The 24,173-nt window shown below is 53.8% G+C and carries 26 protein-coding genes and 1 other RNA gene; 19 read left to right on the forward strand and 8 right to left on the reverse strand.

Annotated features, from left to right (window positions below):
* Nucleotides 1-103 precede the first annotated feature (103 nt).
* From DWB84_RS17530 to hisD, 5 genes are all read left to right on the forward strand, one after another.
* A complete protein-coding gene (locus DWB84_RS17530; protein ID WP_187411109.1) occupies nt 104-754 on the forward strand; it encodes an ABC transporter substrate-binding protein in 651 nt (216 codons plus the stop codon).
* A 105-nt stretch (nt 755-859) separates the two neighbouring features.
* Nucleotides 860-1,087 carry a BolA/IbaG family iron-sulfur metabolism protein gene (locus tag DWB84_RS17535; RefSeq protein ID WP_187411110.1) on the forward strand — a complete coding sequence of 76 codons (228 nt, stop codon included), beginning with the start codon at nt 860-862 and terminating at the stop codon, nt 1,085-1,087.
* A 58-nt stretch (nt 1,088-1,145) separates the two neighbouring features.
* Nucleotides 1,146-2,408 (forward strand): UDP-N-acetylglucosamine 1-carboxyvinyltransferase, encoded by a 1,263-nt coding sequence (gene murA, locus DWB84_RS17540; protein ID WP_187411111.1) that lies wholly within the window; start codon nt 1,146-1,148, stop codon nt 2,406-2,408.
* A 13-nt stretch (nt 2,409-2,421) separates the two neighbouring features.
* Entirely contained in the window at nt 2,422-3,066 is a 645-nt protein-coding gene (gene hisG / locus DWB84_RS17545; protein WP_187411112.1) for an ATP phosphoribosyltransferase, read from the forward strand.
* A gap of 14 nt (nt 3,067-3,080) precedes the next feature.
* Nucleotides 3,081-4,388, forward strand: coding sequence for a histidinol dehydrogenase (hisD, locus tag DWB84_RS17550; protein ID WP_187411113.1), 1,308 nt, complete (start codon nt 3,081-3,083; stop codon nt 4,386-4,388).
* Here the strand turns inward: hisD and DWB84_RS17555 are convergent, their stop codons facing one another.
* Both DWB84_RS17555 and DWB84_RS17560 read right to left on the reverse strand, forming a co-directional pair.
* Nucleotides 4,389-5,486, reverse strand: coding sequence for a trypsin-like peptidase domain-containing protein (locus DWB84_RS17555; protein WP_255429053.1), 1,098 nt, complete (start codon nt 5,484-5,486; stop codon nt 4,389-4,391).
* A gap of 78 nt (nt 5,487-5,564) precedes the next feature.
* On the reverse strand, nt 5,565-6,044 hold the full coding sequence (locus tag DWB84_RS17560; RefSeq protein WP_370589745.1) for a YhcB family protein: 480 nt from the start codon (nt 6,042-6,044) through the stop codon (nt 5,565-5,567).
* Between the two features lie 236 nt (nt 6,045-6,280).
* Between DWB84_RS17560 and zapE the strand changes: the two genes are divergently transcribed.
* The 8 genes from zapE (at nt 6,281) to DWB84_RS17600 (ending at nt 13,305) form a co-directional block, all read left to right on the forward strand.
* Nucleotides 6,281-7,384 (forward strand): cell division protein ZapE, encoded by a 1,104-nt coding sequence (gene zapE / locus DWB84_RS17565; protein WP_187411115.1) that lies wholly within the window; start codon nt 6,281-6,283, stop codon nt 7,382-7,384.
* A 141-nt stretch (nt 7,385-7,525) separates the two neighbouring features.
* Nucleotides 7,526-7,954 (forward strand): 50S ribosomal protein L13, encoded by a 429-nt coding sequence (rplM, locus tag DWB84_RS17570; RefSeq protein ID WP_187411116.1) that lies wholly within the window; start codon nt 7,526-7,528, stop codon nt 7,952-7,954.
* A 13-nt stretch (nt 7,955-7,967) separates the two neighbouring features.
* Nucleotides 7,968-8,360, forward strand: coding sequence for a 30S ribosomal protein S9 (gene rpsI, locus DWB84_RS17575; RefSeq protein ID WP_187411117.1), 393 nt, complete (start codon nt 7,968-7,970; stop codon nt 8,358-8,360).
* 317 nt (nt 8,361-8,677) lie between these two features.
* The gene (gene petA, locus DWB84_RS17580; RefSeq protein ID WP_187411118.1) at nt 8,678-9,274 is read left to right on the forward strand and encodes a ubiquinol-cytochrome c reductase iron-sulfur subunit; all 597 of its coding nucleotides are present in this window, start codon (nt 8,678-8,680) and stop codon (nt 9,272-9,274) included.
* A gap of 4 nt (nt 9,275-9,278) precedes the next feature.
* Nucleotides 9,279-11,339 (forward strand): ubiquinol-cytochrome c reductase, encoded by a 2,061-nt coding sequence (locus DWB84_RS17585; RefSeq protein ID WP_187411119.1) that lies wholly within the window; start codon nt 9,279-9,281, stop codon nt 11,337-11,339.
* Between the two features lie 79 nt (nt 11,340-11,418).
* Entirely contained in the window at nt 11,419-12,057 is a 639-nt protein-coding gene (locus DWB84_RS17590; protein ID WP_187411120.1) for a glutathione S-transferase N-terminal domain-containing protein, read from the forward strand.
* 34 nt (nt 12,058-12,091) lie between these two features.
* Nucleotides 12,092-12,484, forward strand: coding sequence for a ClpXP protease specificity-enhancing factor (locus tag DWB84_RS17595; protein WP_187411157.1), 393 nt, complete (start codon nt 12,092-12,094; stop codon nt 12,482-12,484).
* A 203-nt stretch (nt 12,485-12,687) separates the two neighbouring features.
* Nucleotides 12,688-13,305 carry a Yip1 family protein gene (locus DWB84_RS17600; protein WP_187411121.1) on the forward strand — a complete coding sequence of 206 codons (618 nt, stop codon included), beginning with the start codon at nt 12,688-12,690 and terminating at the stop codon, nt 13,303-13,305.
* Between the two features lie 48 nt (nt 13,306-13,353).
* Here the strand turns inward: DWB84_RS17600 and DWB84_RS17605 are convergent, their stop codons facing one another.
* Together DWB84_RS17605 and DWB84_RS17610 are read right to left on the reverse strand one after the other, a co-directional pair.
* Entirely contained in the window at nt 13,354-15,282 is a 1,929-nt protein-coding gene (locus DWB84_RS17605) for a M48 family metallopeptidase (RefSeq protein ID WP_187411122.1), read from the reverse strand.
* 55 nt (nt 15,283-15,337) lie between these two features.
* Complete coding sequence (locus tag DWB84_RS17610) at nt 15,338-15,934, reverse strand: LemA family protein (protein ID WP_187411123.1); 597 nt, start codon at nt 15,932-15,934, stop codon at nt 15,338-15,340.
* Between the two features lie 240 nt (nt 15,935-16,174).
* Here DWB84_RS17610 and DWB84_RS17615 point away from each other — a divergent pair, with 240 nt between their 5' ends.
* A complete protein-coding gene (locus DWB84_RS17615) occupies nt 16,175-17,353 on the forward strand; it encodes an acetyl-CoA C-acyltransferase (protein WP_187411124.1) in 1,179 nt (392 codons plus the stop codon).
* 61 nt (nt 17,354-17,414) lie between these two features.
* Here DWB84_RS17615 and DWB84_RS17620 read toward each other — a convergent pair whose 3' ends face one another.
* Genes DWB84_RS17620 through DWB84_RS17635 form a run of 4 tightly spaced genes read right to left on the reverse strand, consistent with a single transcriptional unit; the run spans nt 17,415 to nt 20,815 of the window.
* Nucleotides 17,415-17,999 carry a BON domain-containing protein gene (locus DWB84_RS17620; protein WP_187411125.1) on the reverse strand — a complete coding sequence of 195 codons (585 nt, stop codon included), beginning with the start codon at nt 17,997-17,999 and terminating at the stop codon, nt 17,415-17,417.
* A 1-nt stretch (nt 18,000) separates the two neighbouring features.
* The gene (locus tag DWB84_RS17625) at nt 18,001-18,585 is read right to left on the reverse strand and encodes an SIS domain-containing protein (RefSeq protein ID WP_187411126.1); all 585 of its coding nucleotides are present in this window, start codon (nt 18,583-18,585) and stop codon (nt 18,001-18,003) included.
* A 14-nt stretch (nt 18,586-18,599) separates the two neighbouring features.
* Nucleotides 18,600-18,968 carry a YraN family protein gene (locus DWB84_RS17630; RefSeq protein WP_187411127.1) on the reverse strand — a complete coding sequence of 123 codons (369 nt, stop codon included), beginning with the start codon at nt 18,966-18,968 and terminating at the stop codon, nt 18,600-18,602.
* A gap of 2 nt (nt 18,969-18,970) precedes the next feature.
* Nucleotides 18,971-20,815 carry a penicillin-binding protein activator gene (locus DWB84_RS17635; protein WP_187411128.1) on the reverse strand — a complete coding sequence of 615 codons (1,845 nt, stop codon included), beginning with the start codon at nt 20,813-20,815 and terminating at the stop codon, nt 18,971-18,973.
* 48 nt (nt 20,816-20,863) lie between these two features.
* Between DWB84_RS17635 and rsmI the strand changes: the two genes are divergently transcribed.
* The 5 genes from rsmI (at nt 20,864) to ftsL (ending at nt 24,163) form a co-directional block, all read left to right on the forward strand.
* A complete protein-coding gene (gene rsmI / locus DWB84_RS17640) occupies nt 20,864-21,721 on the forward strand; it encodes a 16S rRNA (cytidine(1402)-2'-O)-methyltransferase (protein WP_187411129.1) in 858 nt (285 codons plus the stop codon).
* A 54-nt stretch (nt 21,722-21,775) separates the two neighbouring features.
* Nucleotides 21,776-22,116: RNase P RNA component class A (gene rnpB / locus DWB84_RS17645), an RNA gene on the forward strand.
* Nucleotides 22,117-22,447: 331 nt separating this feature from the next.
* Entirely contained in the window at nt 22,448-22,894 is a 447-nt protein-coding gene (mraZ, locus tag DWB84_RS17650) for a division/cell wall cluster transcriptional repressor MraZ (protein ID WP_187411130.1), read from the forward strand.
* A 5-nt stretch (nt 22,895-22,899) separates the two neighbouring features.
* Nucleotides 22,900-23,829: a 16S rRNA (cytosine(1402)-N(4))-methyltransferase RsmH gene (rsmH, locus tag DWB84_RS17655; RefSeq protein WP_187411131.1), complete on the forward strand. Its 930-nt coding sequence runs from the start codon at nt 22,900-22,902 to the stop codon at nt 23,827-23,829.
* A 55-nt stretch (nt 23,830-23,884) separates the two neighbouring features.
* Nucleotides 23,885-24,163 (forward strand): cell division protein FtsL, encoded by a 279-nt coding sequence (gene ftsL / locus DWB84_RS17660; RefSeq protein ID WP_255429054.1) that lies wholly within the window; start codon nt 23,885-23,887, stop codon nt 24,161-24,163.
* Nucleotides 24,164-24,173 lie beyond the last annotated feature (10 nt).

A 24,173-nucleotide genomic window follows, 5' to 3' on the forward strand; every position in this document is an offset into this window, starting at 1 on the left:
CACGGTTCAAATCATGACTGGCGCTTCGGTCAGTTGAATAAAGTGCTCAAAGCGGCTGAAAAAGGGCGCGTTATGTTTCTTTGATACGGTTAAGGAGAGTTGTGTGAAAAAGCAATCAGTTAGCGCGAATTTGCGGGTTGTATGGTTTTTGCGGGTTGTATTGTTGCTGGTCATGGGATTGTGGGGGGCTACAGCTCTGGCAGAGGCGGCAAAAAATGACGACCCGCACAAGGTGGTACAGGATGTTACCAGCGCCGTGATGGAAGTAATCAAGGGCGGCGAAAAAGCGCTCAAAGAAAATTCGGACGAATACTTTTCCCGCGTGCGCAAAACACTTGAGCCGCATGTGAGCTTCGCCTTTATCGCCAAGAGTGTAATGGCCGGTTACTGGGATAAGGCGACTCCTGAACAGCGCGATCAATTCACTGAAACCTTTACTCGCGGCATGGTGGAAACCCTGGGCAAAGGCTTGGCGAACTACAGCGACCTGAAAATCACCACACTTCCGGTGAAGGAAGATATCAGTAATGCCAAGCGCGTTGATGTGATTCAGGAAGTGGCAGCGGCCGACGGCACCAGTCGCATCTCCTATTCCATGGCGAAGAACGGCTCCGGAGAGTGGAAGTTGATTAATGTCGTTCTCAATGGCGTGAATTTGGGCAAGAGCTTCCGCGATCAATTCGCCCAAGCTATGAAGCAGAACGACAACAATATCGACAAGGTCATCAATACCTGGTCACAGAAAGCCGTCTAAACCCCGCCGACCGCCCCGCAGCGGGTGCGCGGGGCGGAGGATTTGATTAAACTACGCACTTTTTGCGGAGCTGTGCCGTATATGCGGTGCAGCTGAAGGTTATATATGCAAGAGCAAGACATAATTAATGCCGTAGTGGCAGCTATTCCCGATGCCCAGGTGGAAGCCCGCATGGAAGGGAATCACGCCCACCTCACCGTTACCAGCACCGCTTTCGAAGGGCTTTCCCCGGTCAAACGCCAACAGTTGGTTTACAGCGCTCTCAGTCAAGCTATTGCCAGTGGTGCAATTCACGCAGTGCATATGAAAACGCTGGTACCCGGCGCACACTGATCCCAGGCAGATATCTCTGGGACAAGCCATTCTCCCTTCTTAAAGCAGACTCATCGCGATGGACAAACTGATTATCACCGGTGGTACTCCCCTCAATGGGGAGATTCGCATTTCGGGCTCCAAAAATTCCGGTCTGCCGATTCTGGCGGCTACGTTGCTGGCGGACAGTCCCATGCATCTGGCCAATCTGCCGCATTTGAACGACATCACCACCATGCTCACCTTGTTGCGCTGCATGGGCGTCGAAGTGACGGTTGATGAGCGTATGGGGGTGGAGATCGATGCCAACACCATCCGCGAATTTTCTGCACCCTACGATCTCGTCAAAACCATGCGCGCCTCGATTCTGGTGTTAGGTCCGCTGTTGACGCGCTTCGGTAAAGCCGATGTCTCCTTCCCTGGCGGCTGTGCTATTGGCAGTCGCCCCGTTGATATTCACTTGCGCGGACTGGAAGCCATGGGGGCGTCGATCGAAGTGGATGGCGGCTATATTCGCGCCCGAGCGCCTCAGGGTTTGAAAGGTGCTCATTTCTTTATGGATGTGGTGACGGTTGGCGGTACAGAAAACTTGTTGATGGCTGCCGTGCTGGCGAAGGGCACAACCGTGCTGGAAAACGCCGCGCGCGAACCGGAAATCGTCGATTTGGCCAACTGTCTGGTGAAGATGGGGGCGCAGATCGAAGGTATTGGCAGCGATACGCTGACGATTCACGGTGTAGAGCGTCTGCACGGCTGCGACTATTCCGTCATGCCCGACCGGATTGAAACCGGCACCTATCTGACCGCCGCAGCGGCAACCCGTGGGCGGGTGCGTCTGCGCGACACTACCTCGTCCATTCTTGACGCGGTTCTTCTAAAGCTGGAGGAAGCGGGTGCCCATATCAGCACAGGCGCTGACTGGATCGAGTTGGATATGAAGGGCAATCGGCCCAAATCCGTCAATATTCGTACGGCACCTTATCCGGCGTTCCCCACCGACATGCAAGCGCAGTTCACAGCGATGAATGCGATTGCCGAAGGGACAGGCGCAGTGACGGAAACGATTTTCGAGAATCGTCTGATTCAAGTGCACGAACTTAACCGTATGGGTGCCAATATTTCCCTGGAGGGCAACACCGCCATTATTAAGGGCGTAAACCGTTTGAAAGGTGCGCCGGTCATGGCGTCCGATCTGCGCGCGTCAGCGAGCCTGGTGATTGCGGGTCTGGTAGCGGAAGGGGAAACCTTGATCGATCGGATCTATCATATCGACCGCGGTTACGAGTGCATTGAAGAAAAATTGCAGCTCTTGGGCGCAAATATTCAACGGGTTGCAGGTTGATCAGGGGATTACCATGGCACAGCTCACCATAGCACTAACCAAAGGCCGTATTCTGGAAGAGACCTTGCCGCTGCTTGCTGCAGCAGGCATCGAGCCCCTGGAATCCATCCATAACAGCCGCAAATTGACCTTTGAAACCTCCTCGCCGGAAGTGCGCCTGCTGATTCTGCGCGGCGTGGATGTACCGACCTATGTGCAATTCGGCGCGGCCGATGTCGGTGTTTCCGGCAAAGATACACTGCTGGAGCACGGTGGCCACGGTTATTACGAGCCTCTGGATCTGCGCATCGCGCGCTGCCGCTTGATGACAGCGGGCTTGGTAGGCCAGGCTCCCAAAGCCGGGCGCATCAAGGTCGCCACCAAATACGTCAACGTCGCCAAGCGCTTTTACGCCGAAAAAGGTCAGCAGGTGGACGTGATCAAACTCTACGGCGCTATGGAGCTGGCGCCGGTGCTGCAGTTGGCTGATGAAATCGTCGATATTGTCGATACCGGCAATACCTTGCGAGCCAACGGCCTGGAGCCGCGCGAGGTCATCGCGGAAGTCAGTTCGCGCCTGATCGTCAACAAAGCCTCCATGAAGCTCAAGCACTACCAGATAGAAGCCCTGATGGATGCCATGGAAAGCGCCGTCAATGAAATCAATAGCGGCACGTAACCCGGAGCCAATCCATGCTGATTCGTCGTCTCCAGTCTTCATCTCCCGATTTTTCCCAGCAACTCGATAGTCTGTTGGCGTGGGAAGCTGAGTCCCATGATGCGGTGGAAGGGGCGGTTAAAGAAATCCTGGCCGCGGTACGCACTCGGGGCGATGCCGCAGTGGTGGAATACACCAATCGATTCGATCAGCGCGACGCCAAAACTGTCGCCGATCTGACATTGGGCAGAGAGCTGCTGCAACAGGCGCTGGCGCGCATTCCGGCGGAGCAGCGCGAAGCGCTGGAAGTGGCGGCGGAGCGCATTCGCTCATATCACGAGCATCAGCGGCAGGAGTCCTGGAGCTATCAGACGCCCGACGGCACCATCCTCGGGCAAAAGATTACGCCTATGGATCGTGTGGGTATGTATGTGCCGGGCGGCAAGGCTTCTTATCCGTCGTCCGTATTGATGAATGCTATTCCTGCTCAGGTGGCCGGTGTTCCGGAAGTCATTATGGTCAGCCCGGCACCGCGCGGAGAATTGAATGATCTGGTGCTGGCAGCGGCTGCTATCGCCGGTGTGGACAAGCTGATTTCCATCGGTGGCGCCCAGGCGGTTGCTGCCTTGGCCTACGGCACGGAAAGCATCGCGAAAGTGGATAAGATCGTCGGACCCGGCAATATTTTTGTCGCTACCGCCAAACGCGCCGTGTTTGGTTTGGTGGATATCGACATGATCGCAGGGCCATCGGAAATTCTGGTGGTTTGCGACGGTAAAACCGATCCGGATTGGATCGCCATGGATTTGTTCTCCCAAGCAGAACATGACGAAAACGCCCAGGCGATTCTGATCAGTCCAGACAAAGCCTTCCTCGACGCAGTGGAAAACAGCATTGCGCGTTTGCTGCCGACTTTGGAGCGCAAAGACATAGCCGGTGCGTCGCTCGCAAAACGCGGCGCGTTGATTGAAGCGGGTTCGATGGATGAGGCTATAGAGCTGGCAAACCGCATTGCTCCTGAGCACCTGGAGTTGTCGGTCGAACAACCGGAGCTCCTGTTGCTCAAAGTCAAACACGCAGGCGCCATCTTTATGGGGCGACACACCAGTGAGGCTTTAGGCGATTACTGTGCAGGTCCAAACCACGTACTGCCAACCTCAGGCACAGCACGGTTTTCTTCACCTTTGGGTGTATACGACTTCCAAAAACGCAGTTCGGTGATTCAATGTTCGGCTGCCGGGGCTTCTAAGCTCGGTCGAATTGCGTCGGTATTGGCGCGAGGGGAATCATTGGAAGCGCATGCGCGCTCGGCGGAGTATCGCATTCTGCCCGGTGACCGCTGATTAGCCGGTTACCGGCTTCTTCTCTAAAATGGCTTGAACACGCTCGAGTTTGCCATTGCGATAAAACTCTATGTCCACGGTTTCGCCGGGGCGTGACTCTTGAATCTGCTGCCGGCCGCGGGCGCCATTGCCCACCGGTTCGTCGTTGATCTTCACTATCACATCACCGGGCTGTAGGCCCGCCACATGTGCAGGCCCTTTGTTATAGATACGGGTAATCAACACACCATTGGTGGAATCCAGTTGGAAGGAGTGCGCCAGTTGCGGCGTCAGGCTCTGGGCATCCACACCCAACCAGCCGCGCACAACCCGGCCAAACTCGACAATGTCCTTCAAGGTGCGCACTGCCGTATCGGCGGGTACAGCCAGGCCAACGCCGTTCAGATCTGAGTTGCCGATGCGGTCGAGGATGGCGGTATTGATGCCCAATAAATTGCCGTGCACATCGATCAAGGCCCCGCCAGAATTGCCCGGATTGATGGCCGCGTCTGTCTGAATAAAGTTTTCAAACACGCTGATGCCCAGGCCGTAACGTCCGGTCGCCGAAATAATGCCCTGGGTTACCGTCTGGCCCATGCCAAACGGATTGCCTATCGCCAGCACTATATCGCCCACCTGAGCGGTTTGCGGTGAGCCTATGGGGATGGCTTTCAGATTGTCGAGTTCGATCTTCAGGACCGCCAAATCATTTTCCAGATCGACCCCTATCACCCGCGCTTTACTCTCGCGCCCGTCCTGCAGCTGCACCACAATCTCGTCAGCTCCATAAATCACGTGGTTATTGGTGAGCAAATAGCCTTGTTCACTGATGATCACCCCAGAGCCGAGGGCTGATTGCATGCGCTCCTGGCGGGGGATATCCGCGCTGTTGTAGAAGTAGCGAAACAGAGGGTCATTGAACAATCGGTGTGTCGTGCGGTTGATTTTTTTGCGGGTAAAAATGTTGACGACAGAAGGTGCTGCGCGGTTGACGGCGTCAGCGTAGGAGGTCATCCCTTCGTATTGCTGGCCCATAACATTAAACGAGGGATTGTGGGGGGCTGTCGGACTATTGCGCGGATTGAGCTCAGGGAACAGCTGCAGAATGATGAGCGCCATCAGCAGTCCGAAGACCGCTGGCCAGCGAAGGTATTCAAACGCTCTCATCCACATAAACAGGTTATCTCAGCGACCGCTTTAGATCGTGCGCTTGGTGCCGCCGGGAGAGTTTTCCAGCAGCGTTGCGGCTTCATCGTCGTCCTTCAAACCAAATTCTTCGCTCAACATCCCGTGGCTACCGGGAATCTTCGGTGCCCAGTCCTTCGGTGGTTCAATCTGCGAAGCATTCAGTTTTTCTTTGCCTTCTTCGTTTTCCCCGGCTGCGAATAGTTGACGCCCGATCTCGACATTGGTCAGTTGCATAGCGCCCAGAGCGAGGTGCTCATGCAATTCTTTATAACTTTGGGTAAGTTCGCGCACCTTTTGCGCGGTTTCGCTGAAATGTTGCGCGACGTCTTGTTGATAGCTTTCCAGCTCCCGTTTTGCGTCCAAAAGTCGTTGCTCAATCTCTTTGTGCTGCTCCGGTGCAATCCAGGTTCGGCTCACAATGGCACCTATAACAGCGCCCACTATCAGCATAATAATCCCGACGATAAACAAGCTTTCTAACGGAAACACAAAAATCTCCTTAGGCGGAAAAAATGGAGGTGGGGCGACGAGGCGTGCAATTTTTAGCCGGCAGATGGGAAATCTGTTTGCTATGTTATTGAACGCAGTCGGCTTGGCGGCAATCAACACGCTTCTTAATGATACCCCGACTTACAGCAACTTGCGCTGGTTCACAGCGAAATTGCGCCACCTAGAGCGGCAAGTTAAAGTACGCGCCGCCTGTTTTTCTGGTTAGAACCCCTCCAATGATTGATACACCGATCAGCCGCTATGAGCGTGACTTGCAAAAATCAGGATTTGCAGCAGATGCAGCACAGCGGCAAGCGATTGAACGCTTGCAGATTCTGTTCGACGAATTAGTTGCTCTTCAGCATCGTCGAGTTCCGCTTTGGCAGCGTTTATTTGCATTTGGTAAAACTCCCTCGGCGCCTAAAGGCGTTTATATGTGGGGAGGTGTCGGGCGCGGCAAAACCTACATAATGGATGTTTTTTTTGAAACCCTGCCGTTTCCACAAAAAATGCGCGTCCACTTTCACCGCTTTATGCGCCGCGTTCACAGCGAGCTCACGCGTTTTAAAGGTGAAAAAAATCCCCTGGAAAAAGTAGCGGATGTGCTGGCGGGTGAAGCGCGCGTTATCTGCTTTGACGAATTTTTTGTATCCGATATTACCGACGCCATGATTTTGGGGAATTTGCTGGACGCTTTGTTCGCGCGCGGCGTGACCCTGGTGGCGACATCCAATATTGAGCCGGATGGCTTATATAAAGATGGCCTGCAGCGGGTGCGCTTTCTGCCAGCGATTGCGCTGTTGAACAGTCATACGGATGTGCTCAATGTCGACGGTGGTACGGATTATCGTCTGCGAACTTTGGTCAAGGCGGATCTTTTCCACTCTCCTCTGGGAGATGAGGCGGAGCAGGCTCTGAAAAATTGTTTCCATCGCCTCGTACCTGAGAGAGGCGCTATTCAGCAGAATGTGCCGCTTGAGGTGGAAAATCGGACGATCTGTGCGCGCTATGAAGCGGACGATGTGGCCTGGTTCGATTTCGCTGCCCTGTGCGACGGCCCGCGTTCGCAGAACGATTACATAGTTCTGGCCAAAGAGTTTCACGCCATCCTGGTTTCCAATGTCCCTCAGTTTGTCGGCCGCAATGACGACCAGGCGCGGCGTTTTATCTATATGGTGGATGAATTCTACGACCGGCGCGTCAAGCTGGTGCTCTCCGCCGCTTGTCCGGTGACAGAGCTGTATAAAGAAGGGCGGTTGGAATTCGAGTTTCAGCGCACCGTGAGCCGTTTGCTGGAGATGCAGAGTGAAGAGTATCTGGCTCAGCCTCACAGACCGTAGATTCGACGCTTAAGTTGCTTGAAAAACGGCCAATCCTTGTGTAGGATTCGCGCTCCTTTTTGCCCGCGTCTTGTGGGCAGGGCTTTAACCCCCGGGTTTTCCGGGTTCCAGTTTGTACCCTACGTTTTGAAGGCCTACAACATGAAGACTTACAGTGCCAAATCGGAAACAGTAAAACGTGACTGGTACATTGTCGATGCTTCAGGCAAAACTCTCGGCCGTCTGGCTGCAGAAATTGCTCACCGCCTGCGCGGCAAGCACAAGCCTGAATTTACTCCCCACGTGGACACTGGCGATTACATCGTTGTAATCAACGCCGAAAAAGTTCGCGTGACCGGTAACAAGGCAAAAGACAAGTTCTACCATCACCACACCGGTTTCCCCGGTGGTTTGAAATCCATCAGCTTCGAAAAATTGATCATCAAGGCTCCTGAGCTGACGATCATGAGTGCCGTGAAAGGTATGTTGCCTAAAGGGCCTCTTGGACGTGCGATCTTCAAAAAACTGAAGGTGTATGCCGGCGATGCTCATCCGCACGCAGCCCAGCAACCCCAAGAACTGAACATTTAACGGAAGCTGAATTATGGCAGGTGAACAATTTTACGGTACCGGTCGTCGCAAAACTGCTACGGCACGTGTTTTTATCTCTTTGGGTAGCGGCAAATTCAGCGTCAACGATCGCGCTCTCGAAGAGTATTTCGGTCGCGAAGTAGCCCGCATGATCGTGCGTCAACCGCTCGAACTGACCGGCAACTCAGACAAGTTTGACGTTAAAGTAACTGTCAAAGGCGGCGGTAGCTTCGGTCAAGCTGGTGCAATTCGCCACGGTTTGACTCGCGCTCTGATGGCTTATGACGACAGCCTTCGCTCCGATCTGCGAAAAGCAGGTTATGTCACTCGCGACTCTCGCGAAGTGGAGCGCAAAAAGGTTGGTTTGCGCAAAGCGCGCAAGAGACCGCAATACTCCAAACGTTAATCGTTGGATATCCGAAAGCCCGACAATGTCGGGCTTTTTTCTTTGGTGTCTGGCAACTTATCCGCGCGAGTTGGAAAACTTTTTATGGCCTGGGCGCCTGGTTAGACGACGCGTATTTCCTTGTAAGCAGTAGGTATTTTCATTACCATGTTGCCATTTTTTGTGGGCACTTGGGGCAATCAATTCATACGGCATCACCGCAGTAGGCGAGATGTCGGGATACTCCATTTTAATAAAGTGATCCCGCCGCTGAAGATCATAGAATTTATCCATTCTCAACCTTTGTCTTTTAAAAGCTGTCACGGGAGATTAGCGTCATGAGCAATGACGGTGTAAACCAAGGGCGTCGTCGTGTCCTAACGGCGATGACGTCCGTCGTGGGGGCTGCGGGTGTTATTGGCGCCGCGGTACCATTCGTGGGTTCTTGGAACCCCAGCGCCAAGGCCAAAGCGGCAGGCGCTCCAGTGGAGGTCAATATCTCCAAATTGGAGCCAGGCCAGATGGTAACTGTCGAGTGGCGTGGAAAGCCCGTTTACATAGTTCGACGTACTCAGGAAGCTCTGGCCGGTTTGAAAGTCATGGAGCCGGAGTTGCGTGATCCCACCTCTGAAAAATCGGTTCAGCCCGGTTACGCAAAAAATGAAGGGCGCGCAATTAAAGAAGAATTTGTCGTGCTGCTCGGATTGTGCACCCACTTGGGCTGTGCTCCTGGATACCAACCGACAGTGGGTTCGATTGATATAGGCGGATCTGTTGAGTGGCAGGGCGGCTTTTTCTGCAAGTGCCACGGGTCCAAATTCGACTTGGCAGGCCGCGTATTGAAAGGCGTTCCAGCGCCCATCAATCTGGAAGTCCCCCCCCATAAGTATCTCAGCGATACCGTAATACTCATCGGCGAAGATCAGGAGGCGTGATCCAATGACAAAGTGGCTTACAGGCTTGTGGAACTGGATTGATTACCGCCTTCCGGTGCAGCGCGCATGGGATACCCACATGGGCAAATACTACGCGCCGAAAAATTTCAACTTCTGGTACTTCTTCGGAGTGCTGTCACTGCTCGTACTGGTGAACCAACTGCTCACCGGTATCTGGCTGACGATGAACTTCGAACCTTCTGCTGAAGGCGCCTTTGCTTCTGTTGAGTACATCATGCGCGACGTGCCCTACGGCGATATTCTGCGCTATATGCATTCCACCGGTGCATCTGCCTTCTTCGTGGTGGTTTACCTCCATATGTTCCGTGGTTTGATGTACGGATCCTACAAAGCGCCGCGCGAACTGGTGTGGATCTTCGGTATGTTGATTTACTTGGTGCTTATGGCCGAAGCCTTCATGGGCTATGTGTTGCCTTGGGGCCAGATGTCCTACTGGGGGGCGCAGGTAATCGTAAACCTGTTTGGTGCGATTCCTGTTGTTGGTGAAGACCTTGTTCAATGGATCCGCGGTGACTACCTGATTTCGGGAGCCACCTTGAACCGCTTCTTTGCTCTACACGTAGTCGCTCTGCCGATCGTTCTGCTGGCGCTGGTGGTGCTTCATATTCTGGCTCTCCACCAAGTGGGTTCCAATAACCCCGACGGTATCGAGATCAAGAAGCATAAAGACGCAAACGGCGTACCTCTGGATGGAATCGCGTTCCACCCGTACTACACCGTTCACGATCTGGTTGGCGTAACCGTGTTTCTGTTCGCTTTCTGTGGCGTTATCTTCTTCGCTCCGGAAATGGGCGGTTTCTTCCTGGAATACGCAAACTTTGAACAAGCCAATGGTTTGAAGACTCCAGAGCACATAGCACCGGTTTGGTACTTCACGCCGTTCTACGCCATGTTGCGCGCTGTGACCTTTGATATTGGACCTTTGGATTCCAAATTCCTCGGTTTCGTGGTCATGGGTGCGGCTATTGCCATTCTGTTTGTGTTGCCCTGGCTGGATAAGAGCCCAGTTAAATCCATTCGTTACAAAGGCACCTTTAGTCGCATTGCGCTGATTGTGTTCGCTGCAGCGTTTGTGATTTTGGGTTATCTGGGTGTTAAGCCTTCTACTCCCGGCCGAACCATTCTGGCGCAGCTGTGTACTGTTCTGTATTTCGCTTATTTCATCGGCATGCCGTTCTGGACTCGCCGGGAAAAATGCAGCCCAGTGCCTGACCGTGTTCGCATGACCGGCTTGAGCAAAGGTCTGGTTCTCGGTGGATTCGCCTTGTTTATCATTTTGGTGATAGTGCCGATCAAGGCGGTGGGTGCATCAGAGGGAGGTCCATGTGGTAACGTTCCTTGCCTGGAGCCGCATAAGCCTTTCGATATCAGCGACAAAGAGTCACTGCAGCGCGGCCTGAAGTATTTCGTCAACTACTGCATGGGATGCCACAGCGTCGGTTATTCACGCTATGGCCGGGTGGCGGAAGATCTCGGTATTCCGGATCAGGTGATGCTCGACAACATTATTTTCACCGATCAAAAGATCGGTGAACTGATGACCATCTCTATGTCTCCGCAAAATGCCAAAAGATGGTTCGGTGCCACTCCTCCGGATCTCAGCTTGGTTGCGCGCTCACGTTCCCCCGAATGGCTGTATACCTATCTGCTGACGTTCTACCGCGACGATACCCGTCCTACCGGCGTCAACAACAAGGTTTTCGAGAACGTTGGTATGCCGCATGTGATGCTTGAGCTGCAAGGCCTGCTCGAATGTGCTCCTGGGCCAGCCGTCGACAGCCATGGTCGTGTCATCCGCAACCAGGTGGGTGAGCCTGCAACAGTCGCTTGTGGCACTTTGGCTCCCGGTGCAATCAAGGGCTCTCTCTCCGGTGAAGAATTTGAGCGCGTGGTTTACGACGTAGTGAATTTCCTGGAGTATGTGGCTGAACCGGGCGCAGAGAAGAGGAAGCGCATCGGTATCTACGTCATGTTGTTCCTGCTGGTCTTTTTGGTATTCACTTGGTTGTTGAACCGCGAATACTGGAAAGACGTTCATAAGTAGTCGGTTGGTCGTCCAAATCGTCAACGCTTACTGTCCCGGCGCAAGCCGGGACTGATGTCCCCCTAAAAGTGAGGTCTCGATGGTAGGTACGGCCAAACGTTCATCTGCTGCCCTTTTTTCTGACGCCAAAGATCATTACAGTCACCGAGTTCGCATAGTTCTCGCGGAAAAAAACGTCGGGGTAGAGGTCATTACGGCTGATCCGCTCGACCTGCCAAAAGAACTTAGCGAAGCGAATCCCTACAACTCCCTGCCCACTTTAATCGACCGCGATCTGACGTTGTATGAGTCGCGCGTTATGATGGAATACCTGGACGAACGTTTCCCCCATCCACCACTGCTGCCGGTTTATCCCGTAGCGCGGGCGGAAATTCGTCAATATATCCATAGGGTGGAGATGGACTGGTGTCCGCTGGTGGATGCGCTGGCGCGCGACGGGAAAAATTCCGCTGAGGCGCGCAAAGAGCTGACTGACAGTTTGGTGGCAATCGCACCGATCTTCGCCGATAAACCCTTTTTCATGAGTCCGGACTTTTCGTTGTTGGATTGCTGTGTTGCGCCTATCTTGTGGCGTCTGCCGGCATTCGGCATCAAGATTCCGTCGACGCGGCAAACTCAGCCTTTGCTGGATTATATGGAACGGGTGTTCAAGCGCGATTCTTTCGTCGCTAGTCTCTCCGACTGGGAGAAGTCCATTCGTCCTGCGTCGCGCACTTAAGAGAGGAGGTTAAGCAGCGGTGAATAAATCCAGTATGACGTCCAGCCGGCCCTACTTCATCCGCGCGCTCTACGAGTGGATTGTCGACAATTCCCTCACCCCCTATCTGGTGGTGTTCGCGCGCGCTGAGGGCGTACAGGTGCCCCAGCAGTACGTTTCCAAAGATGGCCAAATCGTCCTGAACATAGCGCCGCGTGCGGTGATGGGGTTGGATTTGAGCAATACCGGTGTGCGCTTCAGTGCGCGCTTTGGCGGTGTGCCGACGGACATTTATGTTCCTTGCAATGCCGTCCTCGGTATTTATGCCAAGGAAAACGGCCAGGGCATGATGTTTGAACCGGAGCCCAGTTCTCCGGAACCTCCTAAGCCTACTGAACCCGGTCCAGCCGGGGGTGAAAAGCGCCCCAGCCTCAGAGTTGTGAAGTAGAGTTGTGAAGTAGAGTTGTGAAGTACAAGGCAGCATGGTCCCGCTGCCGTTCATATAGCGAAAAAGGCCTTTAGGCGGTTTTTAGATTGCGAAAGGGTCTTACTAAGCCGAAGCGACGGAACCATAGCTGTCATAGAATCTCATACGATAAGTCCACAATCTCGCGTTACATAAATTTAATAACGGCGCAATCGGAGATACGTATGGGTATTTTGCAACACACGCTCGGCATCCTGTTTAATCCTCAGTCTGAGTGGAAATCCATCCGCAACGACAAAAGTTCCTTCCTCCAAGTCTTCGTCAGCCACGTACCATTTCTTGCGCTTATCCCGGCGGTTTGCGCTTATATAGGCGTTACGCAAGTGGGCTGGACAGTGGCTAGAGGTGAGCCTGTGAAGCTGACGGCGGCAAGTGCCGCGTCATTGTGTGCCCTGACCTATGTAGCGCTGCTGGCAGGCATTTATCTGCTGGGCGAGTTTATCAATTGGATGTCCAAAACCTACGGTGTTAAGGACGATGCGGAGCGCCGTCACTACGAGGGAACTGCGCTCGCGGTTTATATCTCCACCCCCACGCTGCTTTCTGGAATCGTTCTGCTTTACCCCGAGCTCTGGCTGGTTACGGCAGTGATGGGTATCGCGGTGGCCTATTCGGTCTACCTGATTTATCAGGGGATTCCAATTCTGATGGATATTTCCAAAGATCAGGCTTTTATGTACGCCACGTCAGTGATAACCGTTGGTCTTGTGCTGGCTGTGTCGATTTTGATCGCCACAGTGGTGATTTGGGGGATGGGAGTAGGGCCTATTTACGTTGATTGAACCCTGCCTTGATTGATTCACAAAATGGGGTCCTCAAAGGCCCCATTTCTATTTATCGAGTCCGTGACCCAGTGGCGGGACCGGGCAGTCCAAGCAGTCTGCCACAGCGCGAAACAGCTCGATCTCTTCCTGGGTAATCTTCTTATCTGCTTCCATACAGGCTGCTAAAGCTTTCAATAAGGTCGGCTTTTCCAGCGGGCGCAGCCGTTGGAGTTGTTTCATCGCAGCGTCGAGAGCAGCGATGGAAAAGGTGCGACTGGCTTCTTTCTGCAACGCAACACCGGATAAGTGGCGCTCGGCCGCCGCAAGGCTGCCAGCGAATTGCACCTCGCTTTGACCTTGGCAGGCCGCGGTGAGCAGGGTCTGCACGGCTTCCTGGAGTTGCGGCAGGCGATGAGTGCCATGAACCGTCTTGTCCTCGCAACCGCTGGTGACTATGCGATAGAGACACCATTCAAACAGGGAGATTTTGTCGTCGGCCTTGATCAGCGCCGCCAATTCCTTTTTGAATTCCTGGTACTGGCTGGCGGACAGGGTTTTCAGCGCGGGCATGGCGAGATCCACCACGCTCAAATAGTCCGCCCTTTGCAGTGCTTTGATGTCGTATTCCAGATCTTTCATGGCTTGCAGAGTCTGCGCATCCAGCGAGGATTGCAGAATTTGCCATTGGTTGCGCCGACATTCCTGATTGTTCTGGTCCATCAACAGCCAGTAAATCAACGCACGGCAGCTGAAAGGCTCGTGTGCAGCAGCGTAGATGGACTTGGGCAGTTCCATCAAAAACACTTGCGCGCTCTTGAGGTTTTCTTCGGTCGGATTGCCCACCTGCTCTATGGCGGCGCTCAAGGTGCCGACTTGCGCCAAGCTGGCGGCTGCTGTCGAAAATCCCGCTGCAGTAGTAGAGGGCTTGGGTTGGATATCGTCGACCGCTGTTTGTGCGGTCGGGGTAATCATGCTGCCATCCCAGCGCGGCAGAATTTTGCGGATGCGCAGGGGCAGAGGAGGGTGAGTCGCCATCAAACCCCCAAGAGCCGATTTAAGCCCCTGGCCGAAATACATATGGCTGAATTCCGAAGCGCGGGCGTTGTGCAAAATGGCATGCTCACTATGACCGCCGATTTTGCGCAGCGCATTGGAAATTCCGGTTGGGTTGCGGGTGAATTGCACTGCAGAGGCGTCGGCAAGAAATTCCCGTTGGCGACTGACAGCGGCTTTAATCAGATTGCCGAAAAAGATCCCGCAATATCCCAGTACCACTAATGCCAGGCCCATTCCCACCACCGCACCGTGATTCTTGTTGCGGCTGCGGCTCGAAGACGAACGCAACATATACGAGCCGATCAGGCCGATCAGCAGAATACCGTGCAATACCGCCACAAGGCGCAGGTTGAGTTTCATATCGCCGTTGTGGATATGGCTGAACTCGTGCGCGACAACGCCTTGCAGTTCTTCGCGGTTCAATAGCTCCAGGCAACCGCGGGTGACACCTATGACGGCATTGCGTCTATCCGTTCCGGCGGCAAAAGCGTTGATCCCTGGCTCATCCAGCACGTAAACCGGTGGTACGGGATTACCCGACGCTATGGCCATTTCCTCCACCACATTGAGCATGCGCCGCTCCAAGGGATCGGTGGTGTTCGCCAGGATCATGCGTCCGTTCAGTGCCTCGGCGACGCGTCGACCATTACCGCCGAGCTGGAAAAATTTATACAGAGATCCGCCAGCCACAGTCGCCACCACGGCTATGGCGGCGTAGAGCAAAATGCTGGAATTCAGAGAGTAGAGAAAATGTTCCTTCCAGGGTGTCTGCATATTCTCCACCATGCGCGGAGAGTCGATCGGCCACTGGATAAAGTAAAGGATCATACTGATGGCCAGCGCGGTCATCAGAATCAAGGAGATAACCGCCGCCGTCATCAAAACCCCGAGTAAAAGGGTCTTGCGCCGCGCGCGTTCTTGTTCAGCAAAGAAGTTCATAGCGGAATCAATTCACCAAAGTTATCCAGGGGCCCGGCATTGCACCGGGCGATCATCAAAAGGAAACCTTGGGTGCTTGTTGAATGGCGGCGCGATCTTCGAATTCGAGCAGCTTTGCATCGGTGCTGTGGCCAAACAGATTGGCGAACACCACGGGCGGGAAACTTTGGCGGTAGGAATTGTATTCAGTGACTGAGTCGTTAAACGCCTGACGTGAAAATGCCACTTTGTTTTCCGTGGAAATCAGTTCTTCGGACAGTTGCATCATATTTTGATTGGCCTTGAGATCCGGATAAGCCTCCATCACCACATTCAAGCGGCCAAGTGCGCCAGCCAGAGCATTTTCTGCTCCCGCCAAGCTCTGCATGGCGTCTGCATTGCCCGGATTGGCGGCGGCTGATTTCAACACGGACAGAGCTGAGTTGCGTGCGGCTATGACGGCTTCCAGGGTTTCTCTTTCATGCGCCATATAACCCTTGGCCGTTTCCACCAGATTGGGAATCAGATCGTAACGGCGCTTTAATTGCACTTCGATTTGCGCAAATGCGTTCTGAAAGCGGTTTTTCAGTGCAACTAATTTGTTGTAGATGGAAATGACGTAAAAGATAAGCGCAACAACAATAACCAACGTAACGATGGTTGAAATGCTCATGACAGAGTTCCCTTTGGTTGGACTAATAAAAGAGTGTGGCGCAAAACACACCAGGTGCAACTAAACGCAAAGAAAGTCTATCAGAGAAAAAGTCGACCCATGTTGCAAAAAGGGCAGCCAAACCCGTGTTCCGGCATAGAAATCGTCGGCCATATTGCGAAGACAGCATAGAATCCCAAGTTTCCACGTCCCGTCTATCTGTCTTCATTCCAAATCTGAATTGACCAGCAGGAGGTCCCTATGAACGATCCTATTGTAGTTGTCGGTATCGCCCGCACCGCCATGGGAGGTATGAGCGGTGTTTTTAGCGAATTATCCGCACCACAGTTGGGAGGTGAGGCAATCAAAGGTGCAGTGGCCGATGCTGGTGTGGCTCCTGCGGATGTCAATGAAGTTTTGATGGGTTGTGTGCTGCCTGCAGGTCTCGGTCAGGCGCCCGCGCGTCAGGCGGCTATTGCAGCGGGTTTGCCACAAAATGTGCCCACCACTACGGTCAACAAAGTGTGCGGTTCGGGAATGAAGGCGGTGATGATGGGCGCAGATGCGCTCACCGTTGGAAATGCGGAAATTGTGGTTGCTGGCGGCATGGAGAGCATGACCAATGCGCCTTACCTGTTAACCAAAGCGCGTTCCGGATATCGCCTGGGTCACGGCGAACTGTTAGATCACATGTTCCTCGACGGTTTGCAAAACGCCTATGACGGCAATTTGATGGGGACTTTTGCCGAAGCCACCGCCGACAAATATCAATTTACTCGCCAGCAGCAAGACGACTTTGCCATCGCTTCGCTAAACAAAGCCAATGACGCAATTGCCGCAGGGCATTTTGAACGGGAAATTGTTCCTGTCACGGTGAAAAGCCGCAAAGGTGAAACCGTGGTCGCGGTGGATGAACAACCGGGCAATGCAAAACCGGAAAAAATTCCTTCACTAAAACCCGCATTTAAAAAAGATGGCACAGTCACGGCGGCCAATTCCAGTTCTATTTCGGATGGTGCAGCGGCACTGGTGTTAATGCGGCAAAGCACAGCACAAAAACGCGGCTTAAAACCCCTTGCGGTCATCAAGGCGCAAACGCAATTCGCACAGGCGCCGGAATGGTTCACCACGGCGCCGGTCGGCGCGGTGAAAAAACTTTTGGAATTAACCAATTGGTCGGTGAAAGACGTCGACCTGTTCGAAATTAACGAAGCTTTCGCAGTGGTGACCATGGCGGCTATGCGGGATTTGGAAATTCCTGCCGAAAAGGTCAATGTGCACGGCGGCGCCTGCGCTTTAGGCCATCCCCTCGGTGCATCCGGTGCGCGGATTTTGGTGACCTTGATTGCCGCGTTGCAAACTTACGGCAAAAAACGCGGAATTGCCGCGCTCTGTATTGGCGGCGGCGAAGCTACGGCAGTTGCGGTGGAAATTGTGTAGAGAGGAAAACAAAATGCCCCGGTTTTATCCGGGGCATTTTTATTTGGGAGTAATGAACAATTTAGCGTTTTTCGATGTATTCAATAACGCGAACCACTTTTTCCACGCCGCTTACCTGCGCAGCCAGTCCGCTGACCAAATCGGCTTCTTTGCGCGTCAATAATCCCATCAGATAAACCACGCGATTATCGACTATCACCTTAACGCGTTCGGATTCTATATCGCGATTGGCGAGAATTTTCGCGCGCACTTTGGTGGACAGCCAATTGTCGTTGCGGCGCGCGAAAAACGTCGAACTGCTTTTCACCAACAATTCATTGTGCACTTGGCGGACTTTGGCAATGGCGCGCGCGGTTTCACCGGCAATTTGGCGCAAATCACTATGTGGTACTTCGCCGGTTAACAGGACCACACCGTTAAAACTGACGACATTGATACGAGCATCTTGCATGCGCGGATCCGCCTTGCGCAGATTCACTTCGATCAATGTTTCCAATCGTTGGTCGTCGACGTAGGCACCAAAGGTTCTGCGCCCTGGATCGGGCTGCACCGGACCGTCGTTGGTTGCGTCGAGCATGGTGACGCAACTGCACAGCAGAGTGCAGAACGCTAAGGTAATCAGGCGAAACGCTGTAAATCGCTGCATATCATTCAATTCCAAAAAGTTTGTGGTCGATCAAATCGCTAAGGCAGTAGAGCACCAATAAATGGATTTCGTGGATTCGGCTGCGGGAATTGACTGCCGCGCGCAGTTCTATATCTCCCGGCTGTAACATGCGCCCAATCTCGCCGCCGTCGCGCCCGGTCAGGGCGATGACCGACAGGCCGCGGTCGTGGGCAGTGTGAATCGCGTGGAGCAGGTTTGGGGTGTTTCCGCTCGAACTCAACACCAGCAAAATGTCCCCCGCTTGCCCGAGTGCGCGCAGTGGTTTTGCGTAGACGTCGTGGTAGTGCGCATCGGCGACGATCGATGTGTAGGTCGCCAGATTGCCGCCGAGCCAAATGGCGGGCAGGCCGGGGCGCTCTTTTTCAAACCGGTCGACGAGATTGCAGGTAAATATTTGCGCGAGGGCGGAAGACGGGCCGTTGCCGCAAACCAGAATTTTCTTTTCTTCCAAAAGGGCCTGTACCAGCCGGTCGGCGGAAGCCTCGATCAGCGGGGCCAATTCTTCGCCCACTTGCATCTTGGCTTCGATACTGCGCTGGAACAGGTTATAGACTCTCTGCGACATAAAATTTCCGGTGATTAAAACGCGTTGCGCACCCAGTCGATGCGCGCTTGTTTGCCGTCATGTATGACGCCGACAACATCGAAGCGCATCGCTTGGCGCGACGAGATTTTTTCGCTCTGTAAATAATGTTGAGAGGCGGAAAGGATTTTGCGCTGTTTAGCCACAGAAACAGTTTCCAGCGGCGAGCCGTAATCACTGCTTTTGCGCTGCCGCACTTCGACAAACACCAAGGTATCGCCGTCGCGCATGATCAAATCGATTTCGCCGCTTTGGCAGCGGTAATTGCGCGTGACCAAGCGCAAGCCCTGCTCAAGCAAATAACGTTCGGCGGTGCGCTCACCTTGCTGTCCGATCAGTTGGTGGCGGGTGAGAGAAAAAATCATCGTCAGAACGACTCGGCCAGCACTCGCGGGCGGCCATTACGAAATTCTGCCCACACCTGCTGGCGCTGGAACTGCTGTTGTTCATTAAGACGCAGAGTTCCGGTGAGCCCGTAAAAATTCGCTTCGCGCACCGCTTCCAATTGTTTTAGGCGCGGATACAAATGGAAGCTGTCCACACCCATTGCATACAGCGGTTGCAGTGCGGCGCTGTTGTCGGCGAATTTTTCCAGCGCTTTTTTCTCGGCCGCTTGGCGCTCGAAAAACCAGGGCAGGGTGGAGAATTTGATGCCATTCATATCCTGATCGAGCTTGCTGTCGGGAACTCCGGAGTAAACCTGACTGGTGGAATATACCGGAATATCCGCCGCGTAATGGAAGGCTAGAGTCGGTTTTACCTGGCGCGCTTCATTGGCCTGGGCGACCAGGAAAATCAAGTCGATATCCTGTCTGCGGCGCGGTTCAAATTGCACATTGCCGATCAGCGCGCGAATTTCCTGCGCGCGCTTTTCACTCAAGTCCAACTGCAAAGCTTGTTTGAGCAGTTTTGAATAATCCTGCTTTTCGGAGTAGCGATATTCTTTAACGATTTCGCCGCCAAAATTGCGCCAGTGTGTAATAAATGTGTTAACGCTGCGATCGCCCCAGTTGTTATTGGGGGCGAGAATCATGGCGCGGCGGTGACCATCGCGCCAAGCCTGTTCTGCCGCTTGGCGAGCTTCGTCTTCCACCCCGAGGCCGAATTGAAACAGATTGGCGACAGTACCGAGCGGATTATCGATAGTGTTTAGCGCCAGAGTCGGCACAGGCAGCGCCGGGCGCAGCGCCAAATCCTGCAGCTGCTCTTTCGCCAGAGGACCAATGATCAGCTGCGCGCCGTCCGCCAAAGCTTGGTCGTACACCGCGTTGATGTCCTGCTGTTCCGTGTCATAAAACCGCAAGGCGGGAGCGTCGGATTCCAATTGGCGGTGTTGGTAGTAAGCCGCCATAAATCCGTCGCGAATCGCGTTGGCGGCGCTGGCGAGTTTTCCCGAGAACGGCAGCAGCAGCGCAATTTGTTGCGGCTGCTCGCTGAGAATCTGGCGCAGCATCTGCAGGTCGGCGGGGAGATTGACGCTAGCGGGGTGATCGGACCACTCCAGCATCCAGCGGTCCAGGCGCGCCAATTGTTCGCGGATATTGGCCTGGGTGTCTTTGCTGAGCAGCGCCAAGCGATACCAGCCTTCCAAATCGCGACTTGCACCGCCTTCTGCAAGAAGCTTCCCTAGTTCCGCCGAGGGAATTTCCATCAGGGTTTGCCACAAGCGTTGTTGATTATCTGCACTCTCCTGCGCCCGGCCGCCGAGCAAATCGTGCAAGCGGACGCGCTCTTCCAGGCTGGCGGGATAATTTCCCATGTTATGAAGTAGTGTGGCTTTTTGCTCCAAGATAGGATGAGCAAGTTCGAGCGGAAGCGCGGATGGATAATCGGCCGGTGGTGCTTCCAAATATTCCAGTGCCTGAACGTAATAACCGTCTGCAGTGGCGATATAACTTCTGACCAGAGCGAGGCGTGCAGCCTGGGCAGTGGAAATTCGGAGGTTCGTTTGTGGGGGCAGATTGTTTATGATGCTGCGCGCCCTGCCGACATCTCCGCTTTGCGCCAGTATTTGCGCCGCTTCCAGCATCAAGCCGAATTTGGTTTGTGGATCCGAGCGCTCAGCTTGGGCCAGCAGAGCGTCTGCCGATTGCCGCTGTTGCGCGACTATTGTGGAAGTATCAGTGCCGCCGGGCCTGCTCTGATTGCTCTCGCAAGCGAGAAGCGCGAGTGTAATGACGCCGAATGCCGTCAGCCGAGTACCAAAACTCATGCTGGATCTCCACGGTGAATAAAAACGAGATTTATTGGAGTGAGAATCATGACTGTCCGAGTGAGTTCGGCTGCCGGAGTGTTATACATAGTGCCGACCCCCATCGGTAATTTGGCCGATATGGTACCCCGCGCCATTGAGGTTCTTCAAACGGTCGACCTCATAGCGGCAGAGGACACACGTCACAGTGGGAAGTTGATGCAGCATTTTCAGATCAGCACTCCCATGATCTCCTACCACGATTTCAGCAGCGAACAAAAAGCCCAGGATTTGTTGGATCGTTTAAAAGCGGGAAAAAACATTGCGCTGATCTCCGATGCGGGTACGCCGTTGATTTCAGATCCCGGTTATCGTTTGGTTTCCGCAGCGCGGGAGGAAGGCATTAATGTCATCCCTATCCCGGGCGCGTGCGCTGCGATTGCAGCTTTAAGCGCCAGCGGTCTGCCTTCGGACCGCTTTGCGTTTGAAGGGTTTCCTCCCGCTAAAAACAGTGCGCGCCGCGCGTTTTATCAGGCGCTGGTACAAGATTCCCGCACGCTGATTTTTTACGAATCGCCGCATCGAATTCAGGCGAGCCTAGCCGATCTGCTGGAAGTCTTTGGACCGGAGCGGCGCATGGTAATGGCGCGGGAGATCAGCAAAACCTTCGAGACCTTTTTATCCGGAACAATCAGCTCGGTCCTCGCTATAGTCGAGCAGGATCCGGATCAGCAGAAGGGCGAGATTGTCTTGCTCGTGGCCGGCTATCAACCGCCCGAGCAGCAAGAGGAGCTCTCCCCGGAAGCCTGCCGGGTGATGAGTTTATTGTTGGATGAGAAACTGCCGGTGAAACAGGCGGCCTCACTGGCTGCGGCCATCACAGGCGAAAAGAAAAATCGCCTCTACGACTGGGCATTGACGCGCTGAAGCCAAACATTTGTTGCTTGCCGGCGCAGGAATATCTTTGTTAAGGTGCGCCCCGGAGTTGGCCAGGCAGTCGCTCCTGTTTCGACAGGGGAGGAAAGTCCGGGCTCCATAGGGCAGAACGCCAGGTAACGCCTGGGGGGCGCGAGCCTACGGAAAGTGCAACAGAGAGTAGACCGCCATCTTTGGATGGTAAGGGTGAAAGGGTGCGGTAAGAGCGCACCGCGCAGCTGGTAACAGTCTGCGGCACGGCAAACCCCGTTCGGAGCAAGACCAAATAGGAATCCAATGGCGTGGCCCGCGCTGGATTCGGGTAGGTTGCTAGAGGCAAGCGGCGACGCTTGTCCCAGATGAATGACTGTCCATGACAGAACCCGGCTTATCGGCCGACTCCGCATTATCTCTCATATACGCTTTATCCCTTCTTTGCGTAGTTCTTCCGCGTTGTTAAATCGAAATATTCTTGCAATTAAAGTGCTTTGTTAGCACTTGCTTCCACGCCTTTGTTTCTCATCAAAAAGATCTTTCTTTTTTGCCTGTTTTGCAGAATTTTCCAAACCAAAAAAATTCTCATTTTTAATTGGTGCCCTCTCGTTTTGGTGGTCTGCCGTGTTGACAGGCGCCACGCGGCCTGGATAGTGTGCTAAAGTGGAATAAAGTGGTTTTTTGTGGATATTGGTGGGGCGATGGTGGTCTCCCAAGGGCAAACGGTCTTCTAATGGTCAAAGTGTGTTCCAGGGCAGTCACAGCATAACGATGGACGCTAAAGGGCGCATCGCGATACCCGCCAAGCAGCGGGAATGCTTTATGGCGCTCAGCAACGGCCAATTGGTTATGACAGCCCATACGGAAAACCGATGCATTCTGATCTATCCCGAGAATGAATGGGAGCAGATCCGCCCGCAAATTGAAGCCCTGCCGACATTCAACAAACACGCGCTGCGCGTACAACGATTGTTGCTGGGAAATGCAACTTCGCTCGAGCTGGACAGTAACGGTCGCGTGTTGGTGCCACCGACTCTGCGCACCTATGCCAGGCTCGATAAAAACCTGATGTTGGTGGGGTTGGGAAAAAAATTGGAATTGTGGAGTGAAGAGGCTTGGTTCAAGTCGGTGGTTAACGCGGAGCTGGACGACGATGCACCACCGCCCGAATTGTTGACCTTGAGCCTGTAGGACTTATGAGCCAGCCAGAGCATTTTTCGGTACTCCTGCGGGAGTCGGTTGACGCGTTAGTACAGGATGCCAGCGGTTTTTATATCGATGGCACCTTTGGTCGGGGTGGCCACAGTCGCGCAGTACTGCAGCGACTCAACGCGGAAGGTCGGTTGCTGGGATTTGATAAAGACCCGCTGGCGATAGCCGCGGGGGAAAAACTGGAACAAGAGGATCAGCGTTTTTCCATTGTTCACGATTCTTTTGCTGCGCTGGCTGATATAGCTGCGCAGCGTGAGGTTGCCGGCCGAGTTGCGGGGATATTGTTGGATCTGGGGGTGTCCTCCCCGCAACTCGATCAGGCGGAACGCGGGTTCAGTTTTATGCAGGATGGCCCGCTGGATATGCGGATGGATACCAGCCGCGGTATCAGTGCGGCGCAGTGGGTAAATAGCGCGTCAGAAGAAGAAATTGCGCGAGTGTTGTTCGAATATGGCGAGGAAAAATTTTCCCGTCGCATGGCCCGGGCAATAGTCGCGCACAGACGTGAAAGTCCTTTTACCCGGACGCGTCAATTGGCAGAGGTCATTGCTGCGGCGAATCCGAAATGGGAACGCGATAAGCATCCAGCGACGCGCGCGTTCCAAGCGATCCGTATTGAGATCAATAACGAGCTAAAGGATTTAGAGCAGGCGTTACACGCCGCAATGGCTGTCCTTCAGCCCGGTGGACGCTTGGTAGTGATCAGTTTTCACAGCCTCGAAGACCGCATAGTCAAGCGGTTTATGAAACAAGAGGCGCGCGGTCAGATATTTCCCAAAGGATTGCCGGTAACGGCGGACCAGTTGCAGCACAGGCTCAGGATCATCGGCAAAACCGTTAGGGCGAGTGAGGAGGAAGTACAGCAAAATATCCGCTCACGCAGTGCAATCATGAGAGTGGCTGAAAAAATTTAATCCTCATTTCCGCAACGTGTATCAGACCGGGGTGAACCGGTGAGAGAGGTACCCAATGGTACGCAAGTTAGGACATGGCATGTTGATTTTTGCTGCGTGGTTTCTCGTGATGGGCTCTGCGCTCTCCGTTATCTACGTCACCCACCGTGCCCGTCTCGCTACCCATGAATTGGAAACGCTGCGCCATGCCGCTGCAGATTTGCAGGCGGAGTCGGGGCAATTGTTGTTGGAAAAAAGTTCTCTCTCGGCCTATGCCCGGGTAGAGCAAATGGCATTGAAAGAATTGAACATGACAGTACCGGACACTGATCAGGTGGTCGTTGTAAAACGATGATACGCAAAAA

Origin of the sequence: Saccharophagus sp. K07 (genome assembly GCF_014336955.1) — a bacterium.
Taxonomy (GTDB): domain Bacteria; phylum Pseudomonadota; class Gammaproteobacteria; order Pseudomonadales; family Cellvibrionaceae; genus UBA5868.

What these genes read in the sequence shown, in the direction of transcription:
- DWB84_RS17615 (WP_187411124.1), top strand. Translation starts at nt 16,175, where the DNA reads ATGAACGATCCTATTGTAGTTGTCGGTATCGCCCGCACCGCCATGGGA.
- DWB84_RS17555 (WP_255429053.1), bottom strand. Translation starts at nt 5,486, where the DNA reads ATGGCGCTCATCATTCTGCAGCTGTTCCCTGAGCTCAATCCGCGCAAT.
- ftsL (WP_255429054.1), top strand. Translation starts at nt 23,885, where the DNA reads ATGGTACGCAAGTTAGGACATGGCATGTTGATTTTTGCTGCGTGGTTT.
- DWB84_RS17630 (WP_187411127.1), bottom strand. Translation starts at nt 18,968, where the DNA reads ATGATTTTTTCTCTCACCCGCCACCAACTGATCGGACAGCAAGGTGAG.
- DWB84_RS17635 (WP_187411128.1), bottom strand. Translation starts at nt 20,815, where the DNA reads ATGAGTTTTGGTACTCGGCTGACGGCATTCGGCGTCATTACACTCGCG.
- murA (WP_187411111.1), top strand. Translation starts at nt 1,146, where the DNA reads ATGGACAAACTGATTATCACCGGTGGTACTCCCCTCAATGGGGAGATT.
- rpsI (WP_187411117.1), top strand. Translation starts at nt 7,968, where the DNA reads ATGGCAGGTGAACAATTTTACGGTACCGGTCGTCGCAAAACTGCTACG.
- DWB84_RS17585 (WP_187411119.1), top strand. Translation starts at nt 9,279, where the DNA reads ATGACAAAGTGGCTTACAGGCTTGTGGAACTGGATTGATTACCGCCTT.
- rsmH (WP_187411131.1), top strand. Translation starts at nt 22,900, where the DNA reads ATGAGCCAGCCAGAGCATTTTTCGGTACTCCTGCGGGAGTCGGTTGAC.
- DWB84_RS17605 (WP_187411122.1), bottom strand. Translation starts at nt 15,282, where the DNA reads ATGAACTTCTTTGCTGAACAAGAACGCGCGCGGCGCAAGACCCTTTTA.
- DWB84_RS17620 (WP_187411125.1), bottom strand. Translation starts at nt 17,999, where the DNA reads ATGCAGCGATTTACAGCGTTTCGCCTGATTACCTTAGCGTTCTGCACT.
- DWB84_RS17595 (WP_187411157.1), top strand. Translation starts at nt 12,092, where the DNA reads ATGACGTCCAGCCGGCCCTACTTCATCCGCGCGCTCTACGAGTGGATT.
- rsmI (WP_187411129.1), top strand. Translation starts at nt 20,864, where the DNA reads ATGACTGTCCGAGTGAGTTCGGCTGCCGGAGTGTTATACATAGTGCCG.
- DWB84_RS17610 (WP_187411123.1), bottom strand. Translation starts at nt 15,934, where the DNA reads ATGAGCATTTCAACCATCGTTACGTTGGTTATTGTTGTTGCGCTTATC.
- hisG (WP_187411112.1), top strand. Translation starts at nt 2,422, where the DNA reads ATGGCACAGCTCACCATAGCACTAACCAAAGGCCGTATTCTGGAAGAG.
- petA (WP_187411118.1), top strand. Translation starts at nt 8,678, where the DNA reads ATGAGCAATGACGGTGTAAACCAAGGGCGTCGTCGTGTCCTAACGGCG.
- DWB84_RS17590 (WP_187411120.1), top strand. Translation starts at nt 11,419, where the DNA reads ATGGTAGGTACGGCCAAACGTTCATCTGCTGCCCTTTTTTCTGACGCC.
- zapE (WP_187411115.1), top strand. Translation starts at nt 6,281, where the DNA reads ATGATTGATACACCGATCAGCCGCTATGAGCGTGACTTGCAAAAATCA.
- DWB84_RS17600 (WP_187411121.1), top strand. Translation starts at nt 12,688, where the DNA reads ATGGGTATTTTGCAACACACGCTCGGCATCCTGTTTAATCCTCAGTCT.
- hisD (WP_187411113.1), top strand. Translation starts at nt 3,081, where the DNA reads ATGCTGATTCGTCGTCTCCAGTCTTCATCTCCCGATTTTTCCCAGCAA.
- DWB84_RS17625 (WP_187411126.1), bottom strand. Translation starts at nt 18,585, where the DNA reads ATGTCGCAGAGAGTCTATAACCTGTTCCAGCGCAGTATCGAAGCCAAG.
- DWB84_RS17535 (WP_187411110.1), top strand. Translation starts at nt 860, where the DNA reads ATGCAAGAGCAAGACATAATTAATGCCGTAGTGGCAGCTATTCCCGAT.
- rplM (WP_187411116.1), top strand. Translation starts at nt 7,526, where the DNA reads ATGAAGACTTACAGTGCCAAATCGGAAACAGTAAAACGTGACTGGTAC.